We start from the raw sequence: 19,462 nt of genomic DNA, 5'->3' as shown, positions 1-19,462 counted from the left end.
CTGGCGGCGGTTACTACTACGCCGCTAGTTCTTCCGCGCTCAATGCGTAAAGTAAATCTGCGCCGCCCATAGCGGATGCCTTTAGCCCCAGAGCTTCGGGGACCATATGGTCGCAATAATAGCGGGTGGTGACCAGCTTGGCCTTGCAAAAGGCGCTGTCGCCTTCTCCGGAATCGACACGTTCCTGCGCCACGCGGTGCTGCTTTGCCATCAGCGCGCCCGATGTCGCCACCGCCATCATCGTCATATACGCATAGCTGCCCGCCAGCCGCTCATCGACCGAAGCATTAAGCATCCAGTTGGTGACCTCCTGACACGCCGCGACCAGCTCGGCGACATGCGCCTCATTGCCTGCGATATCGCGCAGTTCGTCGAGAAACTCCTTCATCGCCTCGCCGCCACGCATCGCCAGCTTGCGACCGACCAGATCGGCGGCCTGAATACCATTGGTGCCCTCATAGATCGGCATGATGCGGGCATCGCGATAATGCTGCGCCGCGCCGGTCTCCTCGACAAAGCCCATGCCGCCGTGAATCTGTACGCCGAGTGAGGCGATCTCTATGCCGAGATCGGTGCCATAGCCCTTGGCCAGCGGCGTAAGGATATCAACCTTTTCCTGCGCACCGTCCACGCCCAGTGTCGCACGGTCGACCTGTCCGGCGGCAAAATAGAGCAAAGCCCGTGCTGCCTCGGTGCCTGCCTTCATCCGCAGCAGCATGCGGCGCACATCGGGATGCTCGACAATCGCTACCGGATCGCGGCTATCTCCACCGGCACGGGCTGACTGCACCCGCTCCTGCGCATAGTGCAATGCCTGCTGCGTCGCGCGCTCGGCAATTTCGACGCCCTGCAGCCCGACGTTGAGCCGGGCATTGTTCATCATGGTGAACATCGCGCGGATGCCACCAAATTCGCCACCGATCAGCTCGCCGATACATTCGCCGCGCTCACCATATTGCAGCACACAGGTGGGCGAGGCATGGATGCCGAGCTTGTGCTCGATCGAAACGGTTTCGATATCCTGTTCCTTGCCCGGCGTGCCATCGTCATTGAGCTGATATTTCGGGACCAGGAACAGCGAAATGCCCTTGGTACCCGGAGGCGCATCGGGGGTGCGCGCCAGCACCAGATGGATAATATTATCGGCCATATCATGGTCGCCAAAGGTGATATAAATCTTCTGGCCCTTGATCTGATATTTGCCGTCGCCCAGCGGTGTCGCGGTGGTGCGCAGCGCGCCGACATCGCTGCCCGCCTGTGGCTCGGTCAGGTTCATCGTGCCCGGCCATTCGCCCGAGATCAGCTTGGGCAGATAGCGTTCCTTCTGCTCCTCGCTGCCATGGTGTTCGAGCGCCTCAATCGCACCGACCGAGAGCATCGGGCAAAGGGTAAAGGCCATATTTGCCGCGCCGAGCGAATCCAGCGATACCGTCGCCAGCGCGAAGGGCAGGCCCTGCCCGCCATGATCGGGCGTGGCGCACAGGCTGTTCCACCCGGCCTCGACATAGCCCTTATAGGCCTGTTTGAACCCTTCAGGCATCACCACCCGGCCATCGACCAGCTTGGCACCGACTTCATCACCGACACGATTGAGCGGCGCGAATTCGCCCTCGGCAAATTGGCCCACCCCTTCGACAATCGCCTGCACCAAGTCGGCATCGGCTTCGCCAAAGCGCTCATGCCTGCTCAGTTCGGATATGTCGGTGGCGGTCTCAAGCGCAAAAAGCTGGTCTTTGGTCGGCGCGGTAAAGGTCATGAGTGAGAATATCCCGTAGTATCAGACTATGTTCGGGGCTATGGCCACCCCATGGGTGATGAAAATAGTGCAGAAAAGCCGGAAATCCTAGCCTATTCCGACAGCGCAATTGACCGCGTGGTTGCCACCCTGCGCGCCGGCGAGCCGGTCGCGCTGCCGACCGAAACCGTCTATGGTCTGGCTGCCAATGCCGCATCCACCGATGCCGTAGCGGCGATCTACCGCGCCAAGGGTAGACCCGATTTCAATCCGCTGATTGTGCATGTGCCCAACAGCAATGCCGCGCGCTGCATTACCCGATTCAATGCCATTGCCGAAGAGCTGGCAAAGGCCTTCTGGCCCGGCCCGCTGACCATGGTGCTGCCGCTGAGCCACGTCGGGCATGATTCGGTGACGCCAGCGGTAACCGCCGGGCTCAACACCATTGCACTGCGCTGTCCGGCGCACCGGGCGATGCAAAACGTGCTGCAGCATTCAGGCCTGTTGCTCGCCGCGCCCTCGGCCAATCGCAGCGGCGCAATCAGCCCGACCAGCGCCGCCCATGTCGCGACCAGCCTTGGCAGCCGGATCGGGCTAATCCTCGATGACGGGCCGTGCAGCAGCGGGGTGGAGTCGACCATCATTTCGGTCTGCGATGCCGGATGGCGCATCCTGCGACCGGGGCCGATCACCATGGCGGCAATTGCCACGCTGCTCAACAGCGACCCGCTGTCCGATAGCACCGACAAGGCAATTACCGCGCCGGGCCAGCTGGCGAGCCATTATGCGCCGCAAAAACCGCTGCGGCTCAATGTGATTGAAGCGACGCAGGAGGAATGGCTGATCGGTTTTGGAGAGGTTGCGGGTGACGAAAGCCTTTCGCCGAGCGGCGATCTGGCCGAGGCGGCATCCCGGCTCTATGCGGCGCTACACCGCGCCGATAGCGGCAGCGGCAAGGCCATAGCAGTGGCTCCGGTGCCCGAAACCGGCATTGGTGTCGCGATTAACGACCGGCTGCGCCGCGCCGCAGCCTGAGCCGGTCAGCCACCAGGGCTGTTATTTGGAAATGCTGATCTGATCGGCGATGAACGTCCGGCCCTGTTTGCTAAGCACCCAGGCGCCGTTCGCCAGCAATGCAAACAGACCATAGGTCACAAAGTCGCCTTTATCACCGGTGGCAAAGGCGACAAAAAGCATCACCGAAATCGCCGGCAGAAAGGCAAAGAGAAAGACAGCATGGACATTCAAAACGCGCAAAAAAGTCATAAGCCCAGTATCCCGATGCAACACCCGCGCCATGCGGGCCAGAGAACAACATAGAGCGACAGGAAATAGGTCCGGTCACTTTCCGCGTCGGCGATCAGCAACCGGCAATCAAACAGTCCGGCAAAATGTCGAAGTTATAATAGCATAACTGTGCGTTCAAACAAGGGGACGGCGGATATTGCCGTGCCATCATCGAGAAATTTCGCAACGTGCAGAGGCACCTGGCCGCGCGTTACATCTCTTTACCCGTGCTCCCGCCAGATGCTGCTACACGCTGGGGTATAACATTTCGTCCCGCCTTTCGGGTCAAAAACAGGGGGCAGCGGAAGCGGACGAATGGGCAGTCCGGGGGCCATAACCCTCTATGGTTCCCGGACTTGCTTGACGGATTTTCCATTTTCATCGAGCTTTAAGGGCATTGATTCACGACTGAAAGGGTAGAGCAGTCCATGACACAAAGGGCATTTGCAGAATTATTGGGGACATTCTGGCTGGTATTCGGCGGCTGCGGCAGCGCGGTGCTGTCCGCCGCCTTTCCCGAGGTCGGTATCGGCCTGCTCGGCGTGTCGCTGGCTTTTGGCCTGACAGTGCTCACCATGGCCTATGCCATCGGTCATATTTCGGGCTGCCATCTCAACCCGGCCGTGACGCTCGGTCTGGTCGCGGGCGGACGCTTCCCGATGAAGGACGCACCGATCTATATCATCGCCCAGGTGGCGGGCGCGATTATCGCCGCCGCTGCCCTTTACGCCATTGCCTCGGGGGCAGGTGAGGTCAGCGGCCTCGCTTCCAATGGCTATGGTGACCATTCCCCGGGCGGTTTCAACATGATGGCGGGCCTGATTGCCGAGATTATCCTGACCGCCTTTTTCCTGATCATCATCATGGGTGCCACTGATGGCCGGGCTCCGGCGGGCTTTGCGCCAATTGCCATCGGCCTGGGACTGACGCTGATCCACCTGATCAGCATCCCGGTGACCAACACCTCGGTCAACCCGGCGCGCAGCACCGGCCCGGCGCTGATCGAGGGCGGCGTCGCGCTGCAACAGCTATGGCTGTTCTGGGTCGCGCCGATTATCGGCGGCGTGCTCGGTGCCTTGGCCTATCGCGTCATCGGCGGTGAAGACGATAAGCCGGATGTGACCGACTAATAGTCGAGCGGTGCGGCCTGAAGTTCGGCGATCTCGCGTTCGAGCTTGTCGGCATCCTCGCAGCGGCTTCGCCGGCCCTTGTCGCAATCCTTGAGGGCATCCTTGCGACGGCGTTCGAGGCTGCCGAGCTTCTCGTCACGCTCGCGCATAGCACGCCCCCGGTCTTCATCGGCCTCGGACTGGGTGGTGGTAACCGCGTCAATCGGCGCGGTGACGATCTCGGCGGCAAGACATCCGCCCAGCATGGACGCCCCGGCAAGCACAACAGCCATATGCACGATTTTCATCAGACCATCTCCCTTATAATGGCACGGACCTGGTCGGCCATGTCGTCACGCTGAAGCGCCAGTGCCAGATTGGCCTCTATATAGCCGACTTTCGAGCCGCAGTCATAGCGGCGACCGTCAAAGGTGACGGCATTGAACGCTTGGTCGCCGATCATCTGCGCCATGGCATCGGTGAGCTGAATCTCGCCGCCGGCACCGGCTTCCTGATGCTCCAGCGTCCGCATCACCTCTGGCTGAAGAATATAGCGGCCCGACAGAATCAGGTTTGACGGCGCTTCTTCAACTTTCGGTTTCTCCACCAGTCCGGTAACTTCGGTGAGGTTGCCGTTCTGCGCCCCCGGCGCGATCACGCCATAGCTGGACACCCGCTCGCGCGGCACTTCGAGCACGCTGATCAGATTGCCGCCGGTGGTGGCATAGGCATCGACCATCTGCTTCATACAGCCGGGCGAGCCGTGCATGAATTCATCAGGCAGGAACACGGCAAAGGGCTCATCGCCGACAATATCCCGGGCGCACCACACCGCATGACCAAGGCCGAGCGGTTCCTGCTGGCGGACATAGGCGCAACGACCGGGGCCAAGCCGGGTCGGCGCCAATATATCGAGTGACTTGCCGCGCTCGCTCATCGTCTTTTCCAGCTCGAAGGCGATATCGAAATGGTCCTCGATGGCGCTCTTGCCGCGACCGGTGACGAAGATCATCTGTTCGATCCCCGCCTCGATAGCTTCGTCCACCGCATACTGGATCAGCGGGCGATCGACCACCGGCAGCATCTCCTTCGGAATCGCCTTGGTGGCGGGCAGGAAACGTGTGCCCATGCCGGCGACGGGAAACACCGCCTTGCGAATTGGTTTCATCGATTTCCTCCCCGAAAGATGCGCGCCGCCTGTCGCGGACGGTCTGTAATTATCGACATGCGGTCAGGCGGACTTGACCCTGTTGGCAAAACTCTTGCGCAATTTCTGCAGCTTGGGGGGGATGGTAGCAATACAATAGGGGTTACGCTGTCCCTCACCCTCCCAATATTCCTGGTGATAGTCCTCCGCCGGATACCATGTTGTGGCTTCTTCGATGGTGGTGACAATCGGTGCGGGCCAGCCCTCCGCAGCGCGGATTTTCCCAGCCTCGGCCTCACTATGCTGGGCATCGTTGAGCGGAAAGATCGCCGAGCGATACTGGGTGCCGACATCATTACCCTGACGGTTGAGCTGTGTCGGGTCATGGGTTGCGAAGAAGATGTCGAGGATATCGCCATAGCCGACTGCTTCATCATCAAAGGTGACGCGAATAGCCTCGGCATGACCGGTCCTGCCCGAGCACACCTGGCGATAGGTCGGATTTTCGGTATGGCCACCAATATAGCCGCTCTCGACCTTGCTAACGCCGATGACGTCGTTGAATACCGCCTCGGTGCACCAGAAGCAGCCGCCCGCCAAAATCGCTGTCTGTTCGCTCATGCTTTTCCGTCCTGCCTTGCCATGTGTCGGTTATGCGCCGCCAAGATAAGATCGCGGCCGGTCAGGCTCAAGCCTTTGTCGGCGCGGGTTTGGCCGGAGCCGGTGTTTTCGTATCGCCGCCCTGGCCCGGTTCGTTGCGGGCGATCAGCAAATACATCACCGGGGTGATGATCCGCGACAGCACGGTGGAGGAAATCAGCCCGCCGATAATCACCCAGGCCAGCGGCCCGTAGAGCGACCCGCCGGCAATGGCGAGCGGGCTGAGGCCACCGACAGCGGTCACCGATGTCAGCAGCACCGGCAGGAAACGCACCTCACCGGCACGCTCGATCGCCTCGCGCAGCTTCATGCCGTCGGCGCGCAGCTGGGCAGTGAAATCGACCAGCAGGATCGAGTTCTTGATCTCGATGCCGACCAGCGCGACAAAGCCGATAATTGCCATGTAGGACAGCGAATTGCCGGTTATCAGCAGCGCGATCAGGCCGCCAAAGGTGCCCAGCGGGATCACCCCGGCAACCACGATGGTTTCACGGAAGCGGCCAAATTCGGCGACCAGCACCGCGAATATGCCGAACAGGGCGATGACGATGATCGGGCCAAAGCCGGAAAAGGTGTTGCCGATCGCTTCCGCCTCGCCGCCGACCGAGATGCGATAGCCCTGAGGCAGTTCGATTTCGGATTCGATGCGCCGCAGCGCGTCGTCGGTGACTCGCGATACCAGTGCGCCCGGTTCGACATTGGCCGTGATGTTGACGTTGCGCTCCTGCTGATAACGGGTGATCTGCGGCGGCACGCTCTCCAGCCTGGGCGAGGCGATCTGCCGCAACGGCACCGGATCGCCGGTACGGGTGGCGACATAAACCGCATCGAGCGCAGAAACCGGCTGGTTATTGTCGAGCGGTAGCCGCACCGTCACCGGATAGCTGTCGCCCTCATTGTCGCGGAATATAGCCGCCTGTTCGCCGCTCAGTGCCAGCCGCAGCGCGCGGCGCGGCTCGCCAACAGGAATGTTGAGCAATGCGGCCTTGCGCTCATCGAGACCGAGATTGAGATCGATGCGGTTGGTGCTGACCGGGTTGATGACATCGCGCGCGCCCGGCGTCTCGCGCAAAATCTGCTCAATCTCGCCGGCGTAGCGCCGCAGCGTTTCCAGCTCGTCACCGATGATGCGGATTTCGATTGGCGCGGCGATCGGCGCGCCGTTCTGGAACAGATCGACATTGATGCGCGCACCGGGAATGGCATCAAATTGCTCACGGATACGCGCGATCACATCGGGGCTGCTATTGGGGTCCCATTCGTCGAGTACCACCAGTGTCTCGCCATAATTGGTGCGCTGGCGGTTGGAGAAGACATTGTAGAATACCTGCGGATTGTCGGCACCGACATTTTCCGCCCGCGCGGTCACCGATTCCTCTTTCGCCAATATCGCATCGACCTGTTTCATGATGCGGTCGGTGCGGTCCAGACTGCTGCCCTGTTCGGCTTCGATAGTGACCAGGAAATAGCTGGTATCGGCATAGGGGAACAGACTGAAACCGATAACCGGGATCAACCCGAAAGCCGATACACAGACCAGCATCGCCCCCCAGAAGGTACGGCGCGGATTGTCGAGCGCGCGGTGCAGCAACGGGTTGTAGAAATGCTCGATCTGGCGATTGAGCCATTGCAGCACCGCATTGCCATCCGGATCTTCATGGCGCGACAGCAATCGGCTGGCGAGGAACGGGATGATGGTCAGCGACACCACCAGCGAGGCCGCCACGGTGTAGATGATGGCGAAGATGAACGAACGGGTAAATTCGCCCGCGCCCTCGGGCAGGAACAGCAGCGGGGCAAAAGCGAAGATCAGCACCCCGGTCGAACCGAGCACGGCAGGAGTAATCTCGCGGGTGGCATCGACTGCGGCGATACTTCGTCGCTTGCCCATGCGCAGGTGCCGGGCGATATTTTCGGTCACCACGATGGAATCATCGACCAGCAGACCGAGCGCGACGATGAACCCGGCAATGGTAAGCTGACTGAGATTGAAGCCGGAAAAGTCGATCGCCAGCAGCCCCGAGGCCAAAGACAGCGGGATGGAGATCATCACGATCACCGAGGCGCGCCAGCCCAGGGGCAGAAGCGTGAAGATCACCAGCGTCACCGCGATGGTAAAGTCTCGCGTCAGTTCGCTGAGGCGTTTTTCAATATCACGGCTCTGGTCGAAAATCTGGTCGATCCGTATGTCGCCGGGAAGCAGTTGCTTCTGCTGATCGAGCTCGGCGATAATCTGTTCGCGCAACCGGATGACATCAACGCCGTCCTTCTGGGTCGCGGTGATGAAGACGCTGCGCTGGCCGTTATAGCGGGCGCGATAAAGCTGTTCGCTATTGCCCCAGCTGACATCGGCAATGTCGTCAATGGTCACCACCGTGCCATTGCCGGCGCGCACCGGCAGCTCGCGGATAGTGTCGAGATCGCGAAACGCACCCCCCGCCTCGACATTGAAGCGGCGCTCGCCGCTCTGCACCGCTCCGGGCGGGAGTTCGGCACCGCCGGCGCGCAGCGCGTCGGCAACAGCGGTCGGGGTGATGCTCAGCTCGGCCAGCCTGCCAGGGCGGATCGCCACCTCAACCTCGGGCGCAGCAAGTCCGTCGAGATTGACCGCGCGCACACCGGGATAGCGCACCAGCGCATCGCGGATATCCTCGGCATATTTCTCCATCCGCCGCCAGCTTGCGGTTTCGCTGACCAGCGCCAGTTGCAGCACTGCGGATTCGGTGGTGCGAACCTTGTTATATTCGAGGCTGACCAGCCCCTCGGGCAGCTGATCGCGGATCGCGCTCACCTCGCGCACGACATCGTCGAAATACTGGTCGGCATCGCCGCCCCAGTCGAATTCCGCGCGCACCACCGCCTGACCGTCATAGCTGGTCGAGGCGATCTCATCGATATCGTCCAGCCCCTGCAGCACCTCCTCAATCGGCTTGGCAATAGTCTCTTCCAGATCGGCAGCATCGGCACCCGGCTGGGCCGCGACGACAATGACCACGGGAATTGGGAAGTGCGGGTCAACCGAGCGCGATATGCTGAGCAGCGAGCTGACACCCAGCGCCGCCAGCAGCAAGAACAGCACCAGCGACAATTGCCAGCGGCCGATGGTAAAGGCGGCAGGACTCATGCAGCCATTCTCACGGCGGGCATTATCACGGCTCGCATATCCATCTTACGCCATCACCGCCGTGCCTCATGGCGTCGCTCCGGATGCCTTTTGCGCGGTTTTGGACGGAGCAGGCTGCGACGCTATGGCGACGATATCATCGGCATGCACATCCTGATGCCCGGTGACGATAATGCGCTCGCCGGGTGTCAGTCCATCGCGGATGGTCATGCGGTCATCGAGCAGCGCGCCAATAACGACATTGCGTGATACCGCCCTGTAGCGCACCGGCTTGCCCTCTTCCTTGACCTCGGCAAGGACATAGACAAACCCTTCATCGGCGCGGACATCGAACAGCGCTTCGGACGGGATGGTCACCTGGTCGTCGCCATCGCCTTTGGGCATACGGACAAAGGCGGTGCCGATCTGCCCCGAGCGGAGATCGGGATTTTCGGGCAGCGCGAAAGATACGGTGAAAGTGCCCGAAAGCGGATCGGCGCGACCGTCAATATCGCGTATCTGGGCATCGATTTCTTCACCACCCAGCGCCGCCAGCCGGATTTTTGCCGGCATGCCGATGCTGAGTCCGGCAATGTCGCTGTCGACCACAGGAACCTCGAACACCAGGCCGCGTGATGCCTCCCCGAGGATCAGCACCGCCGTCCCCGGCTGGACGATCTGGCCCGGCTCGGCATTGCGCGCCAGGATAACACCGCTGGACGGCGCGATGATCTGCGATGTCTCGCGTGCAAAACCGGCGCTGCTCACCTGCGCCCGGGCCGCCTTGGCGGCGGCTTCGGCCTGATCGAGCCGGGCTCTTGTCACCCAGCCCTGTTTGAACAGTTTTTCGATACGCCCAAATTCGGCTTCGGCGCGCTCCAGCTCGGCCCGGGCGCTGGCAAGGTCAGCAGACACAGTGGTGGTATCGAGCGATGCCAGCAATTCGCCGCGCCGCACGTTTTCACCGGCGACATAGCGGATGCTGGCAATTTTCCCCGGAGTGGTGAAGCCTAGCGCGGTCTCGGCGAGATAGCGCACCGTCCCCGCCGCTTCGAGCGTACGGGTGGTTTCAGCCGGCTGCACCGTGGTGGTGGTCACTTCGGGCGGCTCGATAGCCTGTGCCGCATCATCGTCCTGCTCGCCACCGCAACCGGCGAGCAACAGCATCGGCAGCAGTAACGGTACAATGGCTATATGCCCTGTTTTTCTGATCTGTCCGAATATGGAAAATGACCGCACAAAGAGCCCCTATAAGACGTAACAACGCACCAAAAGGTATCTGGTTGCCAAATGCAATCGAAAAGACGGTTAACCCCGGCGAAATCGCAATCGCCTGATAGGGTTATGCGCTAGTGCGATTGGGCCAGTCGGCACGGCCTGGTCCATAGCCCCTCGCGACCCAGCGCCGCAGCATTGCGCCGCGCCGGGCGGGTCGCACGCCACATGCTGCGCACAATCCAACCCAGCTTGGCGGCTGTGGTGGTGATGGTGCGATGGTCCCATGCGGTCTCGCCGCGCTGGCGCACCTCGCGGGCAATATCACCATAGATGCCGGCAGCGGCAAGCACCGCCCAGCGTGCCCGATAGGGCAGCTTGCGCGCGCCGATGCGCGCCGATGCCTCATAACGCTCCGACTGGTCGGCCAACCGCCGCGCCAAGCGCGCCAGTGCCGAGCGGAAAGGCGGCTTCATATGCTGGCCCGGCGGAATATCCATCTCGACCAGCCATTCAACCGGCAGATAGCAACGTCCGACACTGTCATCCTCTTCGATATCACGCGCGATATTGGCAAGCTGGAAAGCAAGCCCCAGGTCACAGGCGCGGTCGAGCGTCGATTCCTCCTCAGGATCGACCCCCATGACAATCGCCATCATGCAACCCACCGCGCCGGCGACATGATAGCAATATTGGTGCAGATCGGCCTCGCTGCGCGGTCGCCATTCGGCAACATCGAGCGCAAAACCCTCGATCACATCCTCGGCATAGTATTGCGGTATCTGGCATTCGGCAGCGACCACCGACAGGCAGTCGAACGCTGGTTCGCCGGTCGGCTCGCCGCGAAACGCCATGGCGGTGAGATCGCGGATATAGTTGAGCCGCTCGCGCGCATCCTCGACCGTCTGCATGCCATGGCCCATATCCTGGCCATCGGCGAGATCGTCGCATTTGCGGCACCAGGCATAGAGCAGCCAGGCCCGCTCGCGCGTGGCCTGGTCGAACAGCCGGCTGGCAATGGCAAAGGAGCGCGAACCGCGGCCAATGGCATCGGCGGCATAGGCGACCAGCGCCGCACGGTCATGGCTGGATCGCGGTGCATGCATTACGCTGTCCTACAAATCCTTGGCCTGCATCGAAAAGATCGTCTGGATCGGGCGATAATGCGCCATCTTGTCGACCAGGCCGTCAATTGTCGCATCGATCTGGAGAATATCACGATGTTGCGGCCGGACAAAGCCGACCTCACCCATATGGCGGTTAAAGGCAATCAGATGGTCATAATAGCCGGCGACATTGAGCAGACCGACCGGCTTTTGATGATAGCCGAGCTGGGCCCAGCTGATCGCTTCCCACAGCTCATCCATGGTGCCAACACCGCCGGGCAGGTTGATAAAACCGTCGGACATGTCGGTGAACAGCTTTTTGCGCTCATGCATGCCGGGTACGACATGCAGTTCGCTGCAACCGCGATGCGCGACTTCCGCCTCGCACAACGCTTCGGGGATCACGCCGATGACCTTGCCGCCGGCGGCCAGCGCGCTGTCGGCGACTGCTCCCATCAGGCCGAGCCGCCCGCCGCCATAAACCACGGTGATGCCGCGCTGAGCTAGCACCTGGCCCACTTGTTTGGCGGTTTCGATATAGACCGGATCGGAAGGCGTGGCCGAGCCACAATAGACGGCGAGGGATTTCACTTTAAGTCCTGTATCATCAGAGTCGAACCGCGCCTCTCTAGCGGCTCATGTGCAGCTTGTCGAAGGGGGTTTCAGATTAATCCTCCCCGTTCACGGGGAGGGGGACCACCGAAGGTGGTGGAGGGGGCTGACAATCTCACACGGCGCGAGTGGAGAACCCCCTCCGTCTCGCCTTCGCTAAAGCTGCGGCGAGCCACCTCCCCGCAAGCGGGGAGGATTTTAGGCCATATCCGCAATCATCAAATCCGCCGTTGCCTTGGCGCTGCCGACAACCCCGGGTATCCCGGCGCCCGGATGCGTCCCGGCGCCGACAAAATAGAGATTGTTGATCACATCATCGCGGTTATGGGTGCGGAAGAAGGCGCTTTGGGTCAGCACTGGTTCCAGGCTGAAAGCACTGCCCAGATGCGCATTGAGATCGCGGCCAAAATCAGCCGGCGTATAATGGAATTTGGTGACCACCCGCTCATGAATATCGGGGATCAGGCGGCGGCCGATTTCATCGAGAATGCGGTCGGCCAGCTTTGGCCCTTCTGTCTCCCAGTCAATCGGCAATTTGCCCTGATGCGCTACCGGTGCGAGCGCGTAGAAGGTGCTGTGCCCTTCCGGTGCCATGTCCGGATCGGTGACCGTGGGGTGGTGCAGATAGAGCGAGAAATCCTCGGGCAGTACGCCGTTGGTATAAATATCATCAAGCAGGCCCTTATAGCGCGGGCCGAACAGGATCATATGATGCGGGATGCCTGGCCATGTGCCTTTCAGGCCAAAATGCAGCACGAACAGCGACGGCGAGAATTTCTTGCGCGAGAGCGCTCTGGCTGCCTTTTTGCCACGCGGATTGTTGCTGAGCAAATCGCGATAGCTGTGCATGATATCGGCATTGGTCGCCACCGCATCAAATATCTGTTCGCCATACGCCGCGGTCACCACGCCGGTCGCACGATCGCCATTTATGGTGATCTGCTGGATCGGCGTTGACAGATGCATGGTGCCACCGATGCGCTCAAAATGGCGGACCATCCCGGCGATGAGCTGGTTGGTGCCACCCTTGGCGAACCAGACGCCGCCCGCCTTTTCCAGCTTGTGGATCAGCGTGTAGATCGCACTGGTCTGCATCGGATGGCCGCCGACCAGCAAGGTGTGAAAGGACAGCGCCTCGCGCAGCTTCTCGCTCTTCACATAGGAGGATACGATGGAATAAACCGAGCGCCAGGCCTGAAATTTCATCAGCCCGGGAGCCGCCTTGATCATCGAAGTGAAGTCGAGAAACGCCTTGGTGCCGAGCTTCAGATATCCCTCATCATGCACGCCCTCGCTATATTTGAGGAAGCGCTCATAGCCCGCGACATCATCGGGGTTGAGCTTTGCGATTTCGGCGCGCAGCTGCTCATCATCATTGGAATAATCAAAATTGCTACCATCGGGCCAGTTGAGGCGGTAAAACGGCATCACCGGAACCAGATCGACATCTTCGGAGATATCGTGGCCGGTCAATTCCCAAAGCTGTTTGAGGCATGGCGGATCGGTAATCACCGTCGGCCCGGCGTCAAAAACAAAGCCGTCTTTCTTCCAGTGATAAGCGCGGCCGCCGGGCTTGTCGCGGCCCTCGAAGACGGTGGTCTGGATACCCGCCGACTGTAACCGTATCGCCAGCGCCAGACCGCCAAAGCCTGCGCCGATTACCGCTGCTGTTGCCATCAAATATTCCCCGCCGCTTTCAGGACAAAAGCGCCCGTATCGCCCGGCTTATCGGTATCGGTGGCTCGCCGGTCAAGATGCGTATCTTGTCATAGCGCGTTGACTGACCAGCATAAAATCGCTCGATAAGCTTTTCTGACAGGCCATAAAAGCGCTGGAACACACCATAGCGCTGGTCCGGCTCGGCACCGATAAACAGGAATTTGCCAAGCAGGCGATAATACCAGCCGCTTCGCCATTGTTTGGCGGCATAATCGGCGCTCTCGCGTGCCAGGCTGGCCCCGCCGAGATCGTTCATGGCGGAAATGTGCATCGCAAAACGTACCGCGTCGGGAAGCGAATAGCTGGTGAGGCAGTGGAAAAGACCGGCGCGCGATCCGGCCAGCGCGGTGCCGGCTTCATTGTCCTTGCGAAAGCGCTTGTAATCGCCCTTGTAGACGACCGGTAACACACCCTTTTCCTCACGCGTTATGTCGGTGACTTCCCAACCCTGCTCATCGGCATATTGGGCAATGCGCTGGCGCAATATCCGGGGGTCAAGATCGCTGCTGTCGCTATAATAGGTGTCCTCGACAAACACTTCGGTCGGGCTGAATGGCAGGCAATAGACAAAACGATAACCGTCATGCTGATCAACCGTGGCATCCATGACAATCGGATGCTCCAGCCCGTGCGGCTCGCGGCATTGCAGCAACTGGCCGGTAAATTTCTGCCAGCCGCAATCGAGCGCATCGACATTGCCACCGCCCCGGGCATCGATGACACCGCCGGCCTCTATTAGGGTGCCGTCCTCCAGCGTGACCATATGGGCGTCACTGGCGACAACATTGGCCCCGGTCATGCGCTGTTCGGCGGGAATTTTTTCGCGGATCACCGTATCGAAGCGGTCGGACAGTATGGAATGGTACCGGCTGTCCAGGCTGCGCTTCAATTTGGGGAAGCGGACGCTGTAATCATCCCAGGTGAAACAGATCAGCGGCTCGACCAGCCATTTGGCATCATCGGGGATGTCATTGGCAAAAAATGACCAGACATGGTCGCCGCCAAATGTCTCACCGCTCTCGATCAGCAACAGCCGAACATCGGGCTGGAGACGCGCTATCGCCATGGCCAGCAAGCCGCCGGCCAGTCCGCCACCCAATATTGCCAGATCACAGCTTTTAACGCTCATTGTTTTCCCATTGGGCTTTCCCATCGGGTTTTCCCGTCAGGCTTATGATTTCTCTGTGCCCCTTATTGCAGCAGCTTGCATGGTTACAAGAGCAAAGGCGATATTCGGCCATCAGGCGACCTGTAAATTGGCAATCATGGGGATAAACCCCTTTTGATTTCGCGATATTTCACGCTACAGGGGCGCATGGACATTTTTCTTGCCCTGACATTCTCCGCTCTGGCCATGTCCCTGATCATCGCGCTGCGCTATTTCGCCGCAAGCGGTCTGTTCGCCTGGATCACCTCGCGACTGCGCCCGGGCCTGTATCAGGAGCAATCGCACCAGATCCGTCGGGAAATCGGCTGGTCACTGCTTTCAGTGGGGATTTACGGCCTGCCGGCCGGCATTGTTGCCTGGGGCTGGCGCAGCCATGGCTGGACGCAGATTTACGAGGATTTCTCGGCCATGCCCTTATGGTATGCGCCGCTATCGGTGCTGCTCTACATGCTGGCGCACGACACTTGGTTCTACTGGACGCACCGCTGGATGCACCAGCCGAAATGGTTCCGCATCGCCCATGCGGTGCATCATGAGAGCCGTCCGCCCACAGCCTGGGCAGCAATGAGCTTCCACCCGATCGAGGCGCTTACCGGCGCAATCGTCATTCCGGTGCTGGTGTTCGTCATCCCGATCCATGTCGCGATGCTGGCGCTGGTGCTCACCATCATGACGGTCATGGGGGTCACCAACCATATGGGCTGGGAACTCTTTCCCCGCTGGCTTGTTAATGGCCCCATAGGGAGATGGGTGATTACAGCCAGCCATCATGAACGCCACCATCAGGCCTATAAATGCAATTATGGGCTGTATTTCCGTCACTGGGATCGTCTATGCGGCACCGATCGCGGACTGGGCGACTGGTCTGAACCCCGAAGCCGGGGCAGCCGCGCGACAGCAACTACAAGCAGAACGGCATAAACGACCGCAGCTTGATCACATCGGGTAAACTATTGGGGAAAGACATGATTCGGGTTCGGGCAGGCAGCGCAGACGCAATGCGCAAAATGATAGGCAAAAGCGCGGCACTGGCGGCAGCAAGTCCGCTTCTCATCGGTGCATCACCGCTGCAGCTTTGCAATGTCCATATCGAACTCGACAATATGCGCTCGACCAAAGGTCTGGTGCATCTTTGCCTCACCGCGAATGAGAGACACTTCCCCGATTGCGACAATGATCCAAAGGCACGCCGTATCACCGTCGAAGCGGCGAGCGGCAAGGCGCTGTTCAGCGCCATACCCTCGGGTGATTATGCCATCGCCATCGTGCACGATGAAAACGGCAATTCGCGCCTCGACAAATTCGCTGGTATCCCGCGCGAAGGCATCGGCTTTTCGCGCAACCCCAAATTCACCTTTGGACCACCCAAATTCCGCAAGGCACTGTTCAGCGCAACGCCGGTGGAAAATCGCGAGCGCATCCGGGTCAAATATTATCTCTGACCCTCGGGGCGGAGAACCAATAGCGGCATGTACGCCGCATCACCTGTCCCGGTCATCATCGGTTAATCAATTTTCTGTCTGTTATGCGTATAGACTGGCGCAAACAGGGAGATAATCTTTGCCAGCATCAGGCATCGTCACCATGATCAGGGCTGTCGGCATCGTGTCGGCACTGCTGTTCGCCGCATCAGCTGCGGCCATGGCGCATGCCGCTCCGGCAGACAATGACCGTGATCGCGACAGCGAAGTGACGTTGCAGGAGGCGCCCGAGCTTTCGATCGATGGCAGCGTTTTTGACGGCGACTTCCTGACCATCGGTGCCGGTGCCGTGGTCGCCCCAAGCTATGAGGGATCGAACAATTATGTCCTGTTCCCCGGCCCTGCGGTGATCGGCCGTGTCGAAGGCATTAATTTCATTACACGCGGCACGGGCATTTCCGCCGATCTGTGGACCAATAACCGGGATCGCGATTTCGATCTGGTACTCGGACCGGTGGCACGTGTGCGTTTCAGCCGGGTCTCGCTGGGTAGCATCAACGACCCGGTGGTCGAGGCGCTGGGCGATGTCAGCCTGCCGCTCGAACTGGGCATCAGTGCCGGTTTCCAATGGTCCAAAGTGCTCAACCCGGTCGATAATCTCACCGCCGCTCTGGAGGTGAAACATGACGTCGCCGGGGCGCATAAGGGCATGGTGGTATCGCCCTATCTCACCTATTTCACCCCGGTCAGCCGGGGCATTGCGCTCACCGCCACATTGTCGGCGGAGCTGGTCGACAATGATTTTGCCGATACCTATTACAGCGTCGATGCCGAGGGCAGCGCCGCCAGCGGCCTGCCCGAATTCGATGCTGGCGGCGGATTGAAGAATATCGGCATGTTCCTGCTCGTCGGTTTTGATCTCGATGGTGATCTGACCAATGGCGGTTTCGCCATTTTCGGTGCCGCCGGCTATGACCGGCTGTTCGAGGATGCCCGGCGCAGCCCGCTGGTGAGCCTGCGTGGCGATGACGACCAGTTTGTCGGGGCGCTGGGCATTGGCTACACCTTCTAGACGCCCAGGTCCTTACTTTAACCCCTGCACTGGCCGCTAAAACCGGCGGCAATTTACCCGTAAAGACACGCCACAAGACGCAATTTCAAATTGGTTATTGAACGAATAGTAAAGTAACTCTATGGCTCCAGCCAGCCTATAATGGCGCACATCAAGGATTTCAGACCCATGGCATTTTCCCCTACCACGTGGTCCTGCAGTAAAGCATTGTTGCGAGGCGCAGCCACTCTCCCCCTTTCCGCCCTTTGCATCAGCCTTGCCGCTCCGGCACTCGCCGATGACGACACCGCGCTTATCACCCCCGACCCGGTCACCATCGCCGCGTCCGAAGCAGAGACCGGCGAACAGCCGCTGGCGCTCATCGCCGATGACCAGCCGCAGCGCCCTGCTGCCGGACAGGGCGGTGGCAAGCCGCCCAGCCGCGAAGAGCTGGAGATGCTGCAGGCGATGGCCAATTCGGTCTTTGCCGGCGATTTCATCACCCTCGGCATCGGCGCCGGGCTGATCCCCAGCTATGAGGGCTCGGACAATTATGTGCTGTTCCCCGGCCCGCAAATCGTCGGCCAGGTCAGCGGCTTCCAGTTCGCCTCCCCCGGCGGCGGCCCCGGTATCGTGGTCGACCTGATCCGCGAAAAGCCGCTGTCCAAGACCAATATCATCGCCGGCCCGTTGGTCCGGGTCAATCTCAACCGCGCGATCCAGTCGCAGATCAACGACCCGGTGGTCGAACAGCTTGGCGATCTCGACGTTGCGATAGAGGTTGGCGGCCGTTTCGGTGTCGGCGTCAACGGCGTCTTCAGCCGCTTTGACAGCATCAGCTTTCTCACCGATATCGCCTTTGATGTCGCCGGTGCCCATTCCGGAACCGTGATCCGCCCGTCGATCAACTATCGTCGCCCTATTGGCCGCGCCGCAATCATCCGCGCCAGCGTCGCCGCCAGCTGGGTCGATAATGACTATGCCGATTTCTACTATGGCATTGACGCCGCCGGCAGCGCCGCCAGCGGCCTGCCGGTGTTCGATGCCGGCAGCGGCGTGAAAAGCGTTTCGGCCAATGTCATCGGCACCTACGACCTGTCGGGCAATGCGCTCGATGGCGGCTGGGGCATGTTCGGGCTGTTCGGCTATAGTCGCTTGCGCGAAGCCGCCGCCGCCACACCGATCACCGCGATACGCGGCGACGCCAACCAGCTGCGCGGCGTTGTCGGCATCACCTATACCTTCTGACCGGCACCGCTATTGAGGCTGTCGGGCTGATGGGCCAGCCGGTCGATCAGCCCGCGGCCCCATAATGTCAGTATGATCGAGGCGATGATCACCGCGATGCGCATGACATTGCCGAGCTGGCCGCCCATGGCATTGTCGCCGAGATCGAACAGCGTCCACAGCGAATTCAGCCCGGCATGGAGCAGAAAGGCGGGCCACAGGTTGAAGCCCCATTTCCAGTAGATCCAGCCAAACCATATCCCGCCAAAGCCGGTAATCGCGGCGATGCCCAGGCTCTCCATCAGGCTGTCGCCCTGATACATGTGAAAGACGCCGAAAAACAGCGACGGGATCAGCGCCGCGACCAGAAACGGCCAGCGGAAACGCACCATCAGCACCCCGATGGCGAGGCCGCGAAACACAATCTCCTCGAACATCGGAAACACCACGCCGCCAAAGGCAATCTCGGCGATCCCGGCCCCGGAGGAAAGCTGTGTGGCGAAGAACAATATGGCCGTCACCGGCACGAAGATCAGCGCGCCAAAGATCAACGGCGGTAATATCGGCCTGCCCAAACCGGCAATGCGCCACTGACGGCTAATGCCGACACCGCCGATCAGCCAGAAGCACAGCAGCATGACCACCATATCGGCGGTGTTGAGAAACACCGAGCGGCCATAGGGTATCCCGGCAAACCATGCCTTCGCACCCAGCGCCGTCGCAAAGTCACCGGAATAGGCGTTGAACATCAGCGCCAGCAGGATCGCCAGCAGCGCAAAGGGCCATGGCCGTGGTGAAGCGCTGTTATCGGGGGCGGCTGGGTCTATGGTCACAGGTGCAATATCCTCGTCCGTGATCGCTCCCCCAAGCGGCGCACCATAAACATATGTAGTCGCCAGAGG

The 19,462-nt window shown here is 60.5% G+C and carries 18 protein-coding genes; 6 read left to right on the top strand and 12 right to left on the bottom strand.

Annotated features, from left to right (window positions below; genetic code table 11):
• Positions 1 to 16: 16 nt before the first annotated feature.
• Positions 17 to 1,756: an acyl-CoA dehydrogenase gene (locus AAFX04_01170; protein ID MEO1044031.1), complete on the bottom strand. Its 1,740-nt coding sequence runs from the start codon at positions 1,754 to 1,756 to the stop codon at positions 17 to 19.
• A 51-nt stretch (positions 1,757 to 1,807) separates the two neighbouring features.
• Here AAFX04_01170 and AAFX04_01165 point away from each other — a divergent pair, with 51 nt between their 5' ends.
• Complete coding sequence (locus AAFX04_01165) at positions 1,808 to 2,770, top strand: L-threonylcarbamoyladenylate synthase (GenBank protein MEO1044030.1); 963 nt, start codon at positions 1,808 to 1,810, stop codon at positions 2,768 to 2,770.
• A 21-nt stretch (positions 2,771 to 2,791) separates the two neighbouring features.
• On the opposite strand, the gene AAFX04_01160 is transcribed toward AAFX04_01165, so the two are convergent.
• Positions 2,792 to 3,034, bottom strand: a complete 243-nt coding sequence (locus AAFX04_01160; protein ID MEO1044029.1) for a hypothetical protein — start codon at positions 3,032 to 3,034, stop codon at positions 2,792 to 2,794.
• Between the two features lie 416 nt (positions 3,035 to 3,450).
• Here AAFX04_01160 and aqpZ point away from each other — a divergent pair, with 416 nt between their 5' ends.
• Complete coding sequence (gene aqpZ / locus AAFX04_01155) at positions 3,451 to 4,152, top strand: aquaporin Z (GenBank protein MEO1044028.1); 702 nt, start codon at positions 3,451 to 3,453, stop codon at positions 4,150 to 4,152.
• Here the strand turns inward: aqpZ and AAFX04_01150 are convergent.
• From AAFX04_01150 to crtY, 9 genes are all read right to left on the bottom strand, one after another.
• The gene (locus tag AAFX04_01150) at positions 4,149 to 4,439 is read right to left on the bottom strand and encodes a hypothetical protein (protein ID MEO1044027.1); all 291 of its coding nucleotides are present in this window, start codon (positions 4,437 to 4,439) and stop codon (positions 4,149 to 4,151) included. The two genes, aqpZ and AAFX04_01150, sit on opposite strands and share 4 nt — an antisense overlap.
• On the bottom strand, positions 4,439 to 5,299 hold the full coding sequence (galU, locus tag AAFX04_01145; protein MEO1044026.1) for a UTP--glucose-1-phosphate uridylyltransferase GalU: 861 nt from the start codon (positions 5,297 to 5,299) through the stop codon (positions 4,439 to 4,441). The genes AAFX04_01150 and galU overlap by 1 nt, the downstream gene beginning before the upstream one ends.
• Positions 5,300 to 5,362: 63 nt before the next feature.
• A complete protein-coding gene (gene msrA, locus AAFX04_01140; protein MEO1044025.1) occupies positions 5,363 to 5,899 on the bottom strand; it encodes a peptide-methionine (S)-S-oxide reductase MsrA in 537 nt (178 codons plus the stop codon).
• A gap of 67 nt (positions 5,900 to 5,966) precedes the next feature.
• Positions 5,967 to 9,062 (bottom strand): efflux RND transporter permease subunit, encoded by a 3,096-nt coding sequence (locus AAFX04_01135; GenBank protein MEO1044024.1) that lies wholly within the window; start codon positions 9,060 to 9,062, stop codon positions 5,967 to 5,969.
• Positions 9,063 to 9,128: 66 nt separating this feature from the next.
• Positions 9,129 to 10,280 (bottom strand): efflux RND transporter periplasmic adaptor subunit, encoded by a 1,152-nt coding sequence (locus tag AAFX04_01130; protein ID MEO1044023.1) that lies wholly within the window; start codon positions 10,278 to 10,280, stop codon positions 9,129 to 9,131.
• 110 nt (positions 10,281 to 10,390) lie between these two features.
• Positions 10,391 to 11,362, bottom strand: coding sequence for a phytoene/squalene synthase family protein (locus AAFX04_01125; GenBank protein ID MEO1044022.1), 972 nt, complete (start codon positions 11,360 to 11,362; stop codon positions 10,391 to 10,393).
• Between the two features lie 9 nt (positions 11,363 to 11,371).
• Positions 11,372 to 11,953, bottom strand: a complete 582-nt coding sequence (locus AAFX04_01120) for a TIGR00730 family Rossman fold protein (GenBank protein ID MEO1044021.1) — start codon at positions 11,951 to 11,953, stop codon at positions 11,372 to 11,374.
• 219 nt (positions 11,954 to 12,172) lie between these two features.
• Complete coding sequence (locus AAFX04_01115) at positions 12,173 to 13,651, bottom strand: phytoene desaturase (GenBank protein ID MEO1044020.1); 1,479 nt, start codon at positions 13,649 to 13,651, stop codon at positions 12,173 to 12,175.
• A 19-nt stretch (positions 13,652 to 13,670) separates the two neighbouring features.
• Positions 13,671 to 14,822 carry a lycopene beta-cyclase CrtY gene (gene crtY / locus AAFX04_01110; GenBank protein MEO1044019.1) on the bottom strand — a complete coding sequence of 384 codons (1,152 nt, stop codon included), beginning with the start codon at positions 14,820 to 14,822 and terminating at the stop codon, positions 13,671 to 13,673.
• 192 nt (positions 14,823 to 15,014) lie between these two features.
• Between crtY and AAFX04_01105 the strand changes: the two genes are divergently transcribed.
• The 4 genes from AAFX04_01105 to AAFX04_01090 all read left to right on the top strand — a co-directional run bounded on the left by AAFX04_01105 (position 15,015) and on the right by AAFX04_01090 (position 18,581).
• Positions 15,015 to 15,782, top strand: coding sequence for a sterol desaturase family protein (locus AAFX04_01105; GenBank protein ID MEO1044018.1), 768 nt, complete (start codon positions 15,015 to 15,017; stop codon positions 15,780 to 15,782).
• 77 nt (positions 15,783 to 15,859) lie between these two features.
• Positions 15,860 to 16,303: a DUF2141 domain-containing protein gene (locus AAFX04_01100; GenBank protein MEO1044017.1), complete on the top strand. Its 444-nt coding sequence runs from the start codon at positions 15,860 to 15,862 to the stop codon at positions 16,301 to 16,303.
• Between the two features lie 118 nt (positions 16,304 to 16,421).
• Positions 16,422 to 17,354 (top strand): MipA/OmpV family protein, encoded by a 933-nt coding sequence (locus tag AAFX04_01095; GenBank protein ID MEO1044016.1) that lies wholly within the window; start codon positions 16,422 to 16,424, stop codon positions 17,352 to 17,354.
• 210 nt (positions 17,355 to 17,564) lie between these two features.
• Positions 17,565 to 18,581, top strand: coding sequence for a MipA/OmpV family protein (locus tag AAFX04_01090; protein MEO1044015.1), 1,017 nt, complete (start codon positions 17,565 to 17,567; stop codon positions 18,579 to 18,581).
• Here the strand turns inward: AAFX04_01090 and AAFX04_01085 are convergent.
• Positions 18,569 to 19,393: a CPBP family intramembrane glutamic endopeptidase gene (locus AAFX04_01085; GenBank protein ID MEO1044014.1), complete on the bottom strand. Its 825-nt coding sequence runs from the start codon at positions 19,391 to 19,393 to the stop codon at positions 18,569 to 18,571. The genes AAFX04_01090 and AAFX04_01085 overlap by 13 nt on opposite strands.
• Between the last annotated feature and the right edge of the window lie 69 nt (positions 19,394 to 19,462).

This window comes from Pseudomonadota bacterium (genome assembly GCA_039818985.1).
Lineage (GTDB): Bacteria > Pseudomonadota > Alphaproteobacteria > Sphingomonadales > Sphingomonadaceae > Alterisphingorhabdus.
This window is presented reverse-complemented; position numbering and strand designations above follow the sequence as displayed.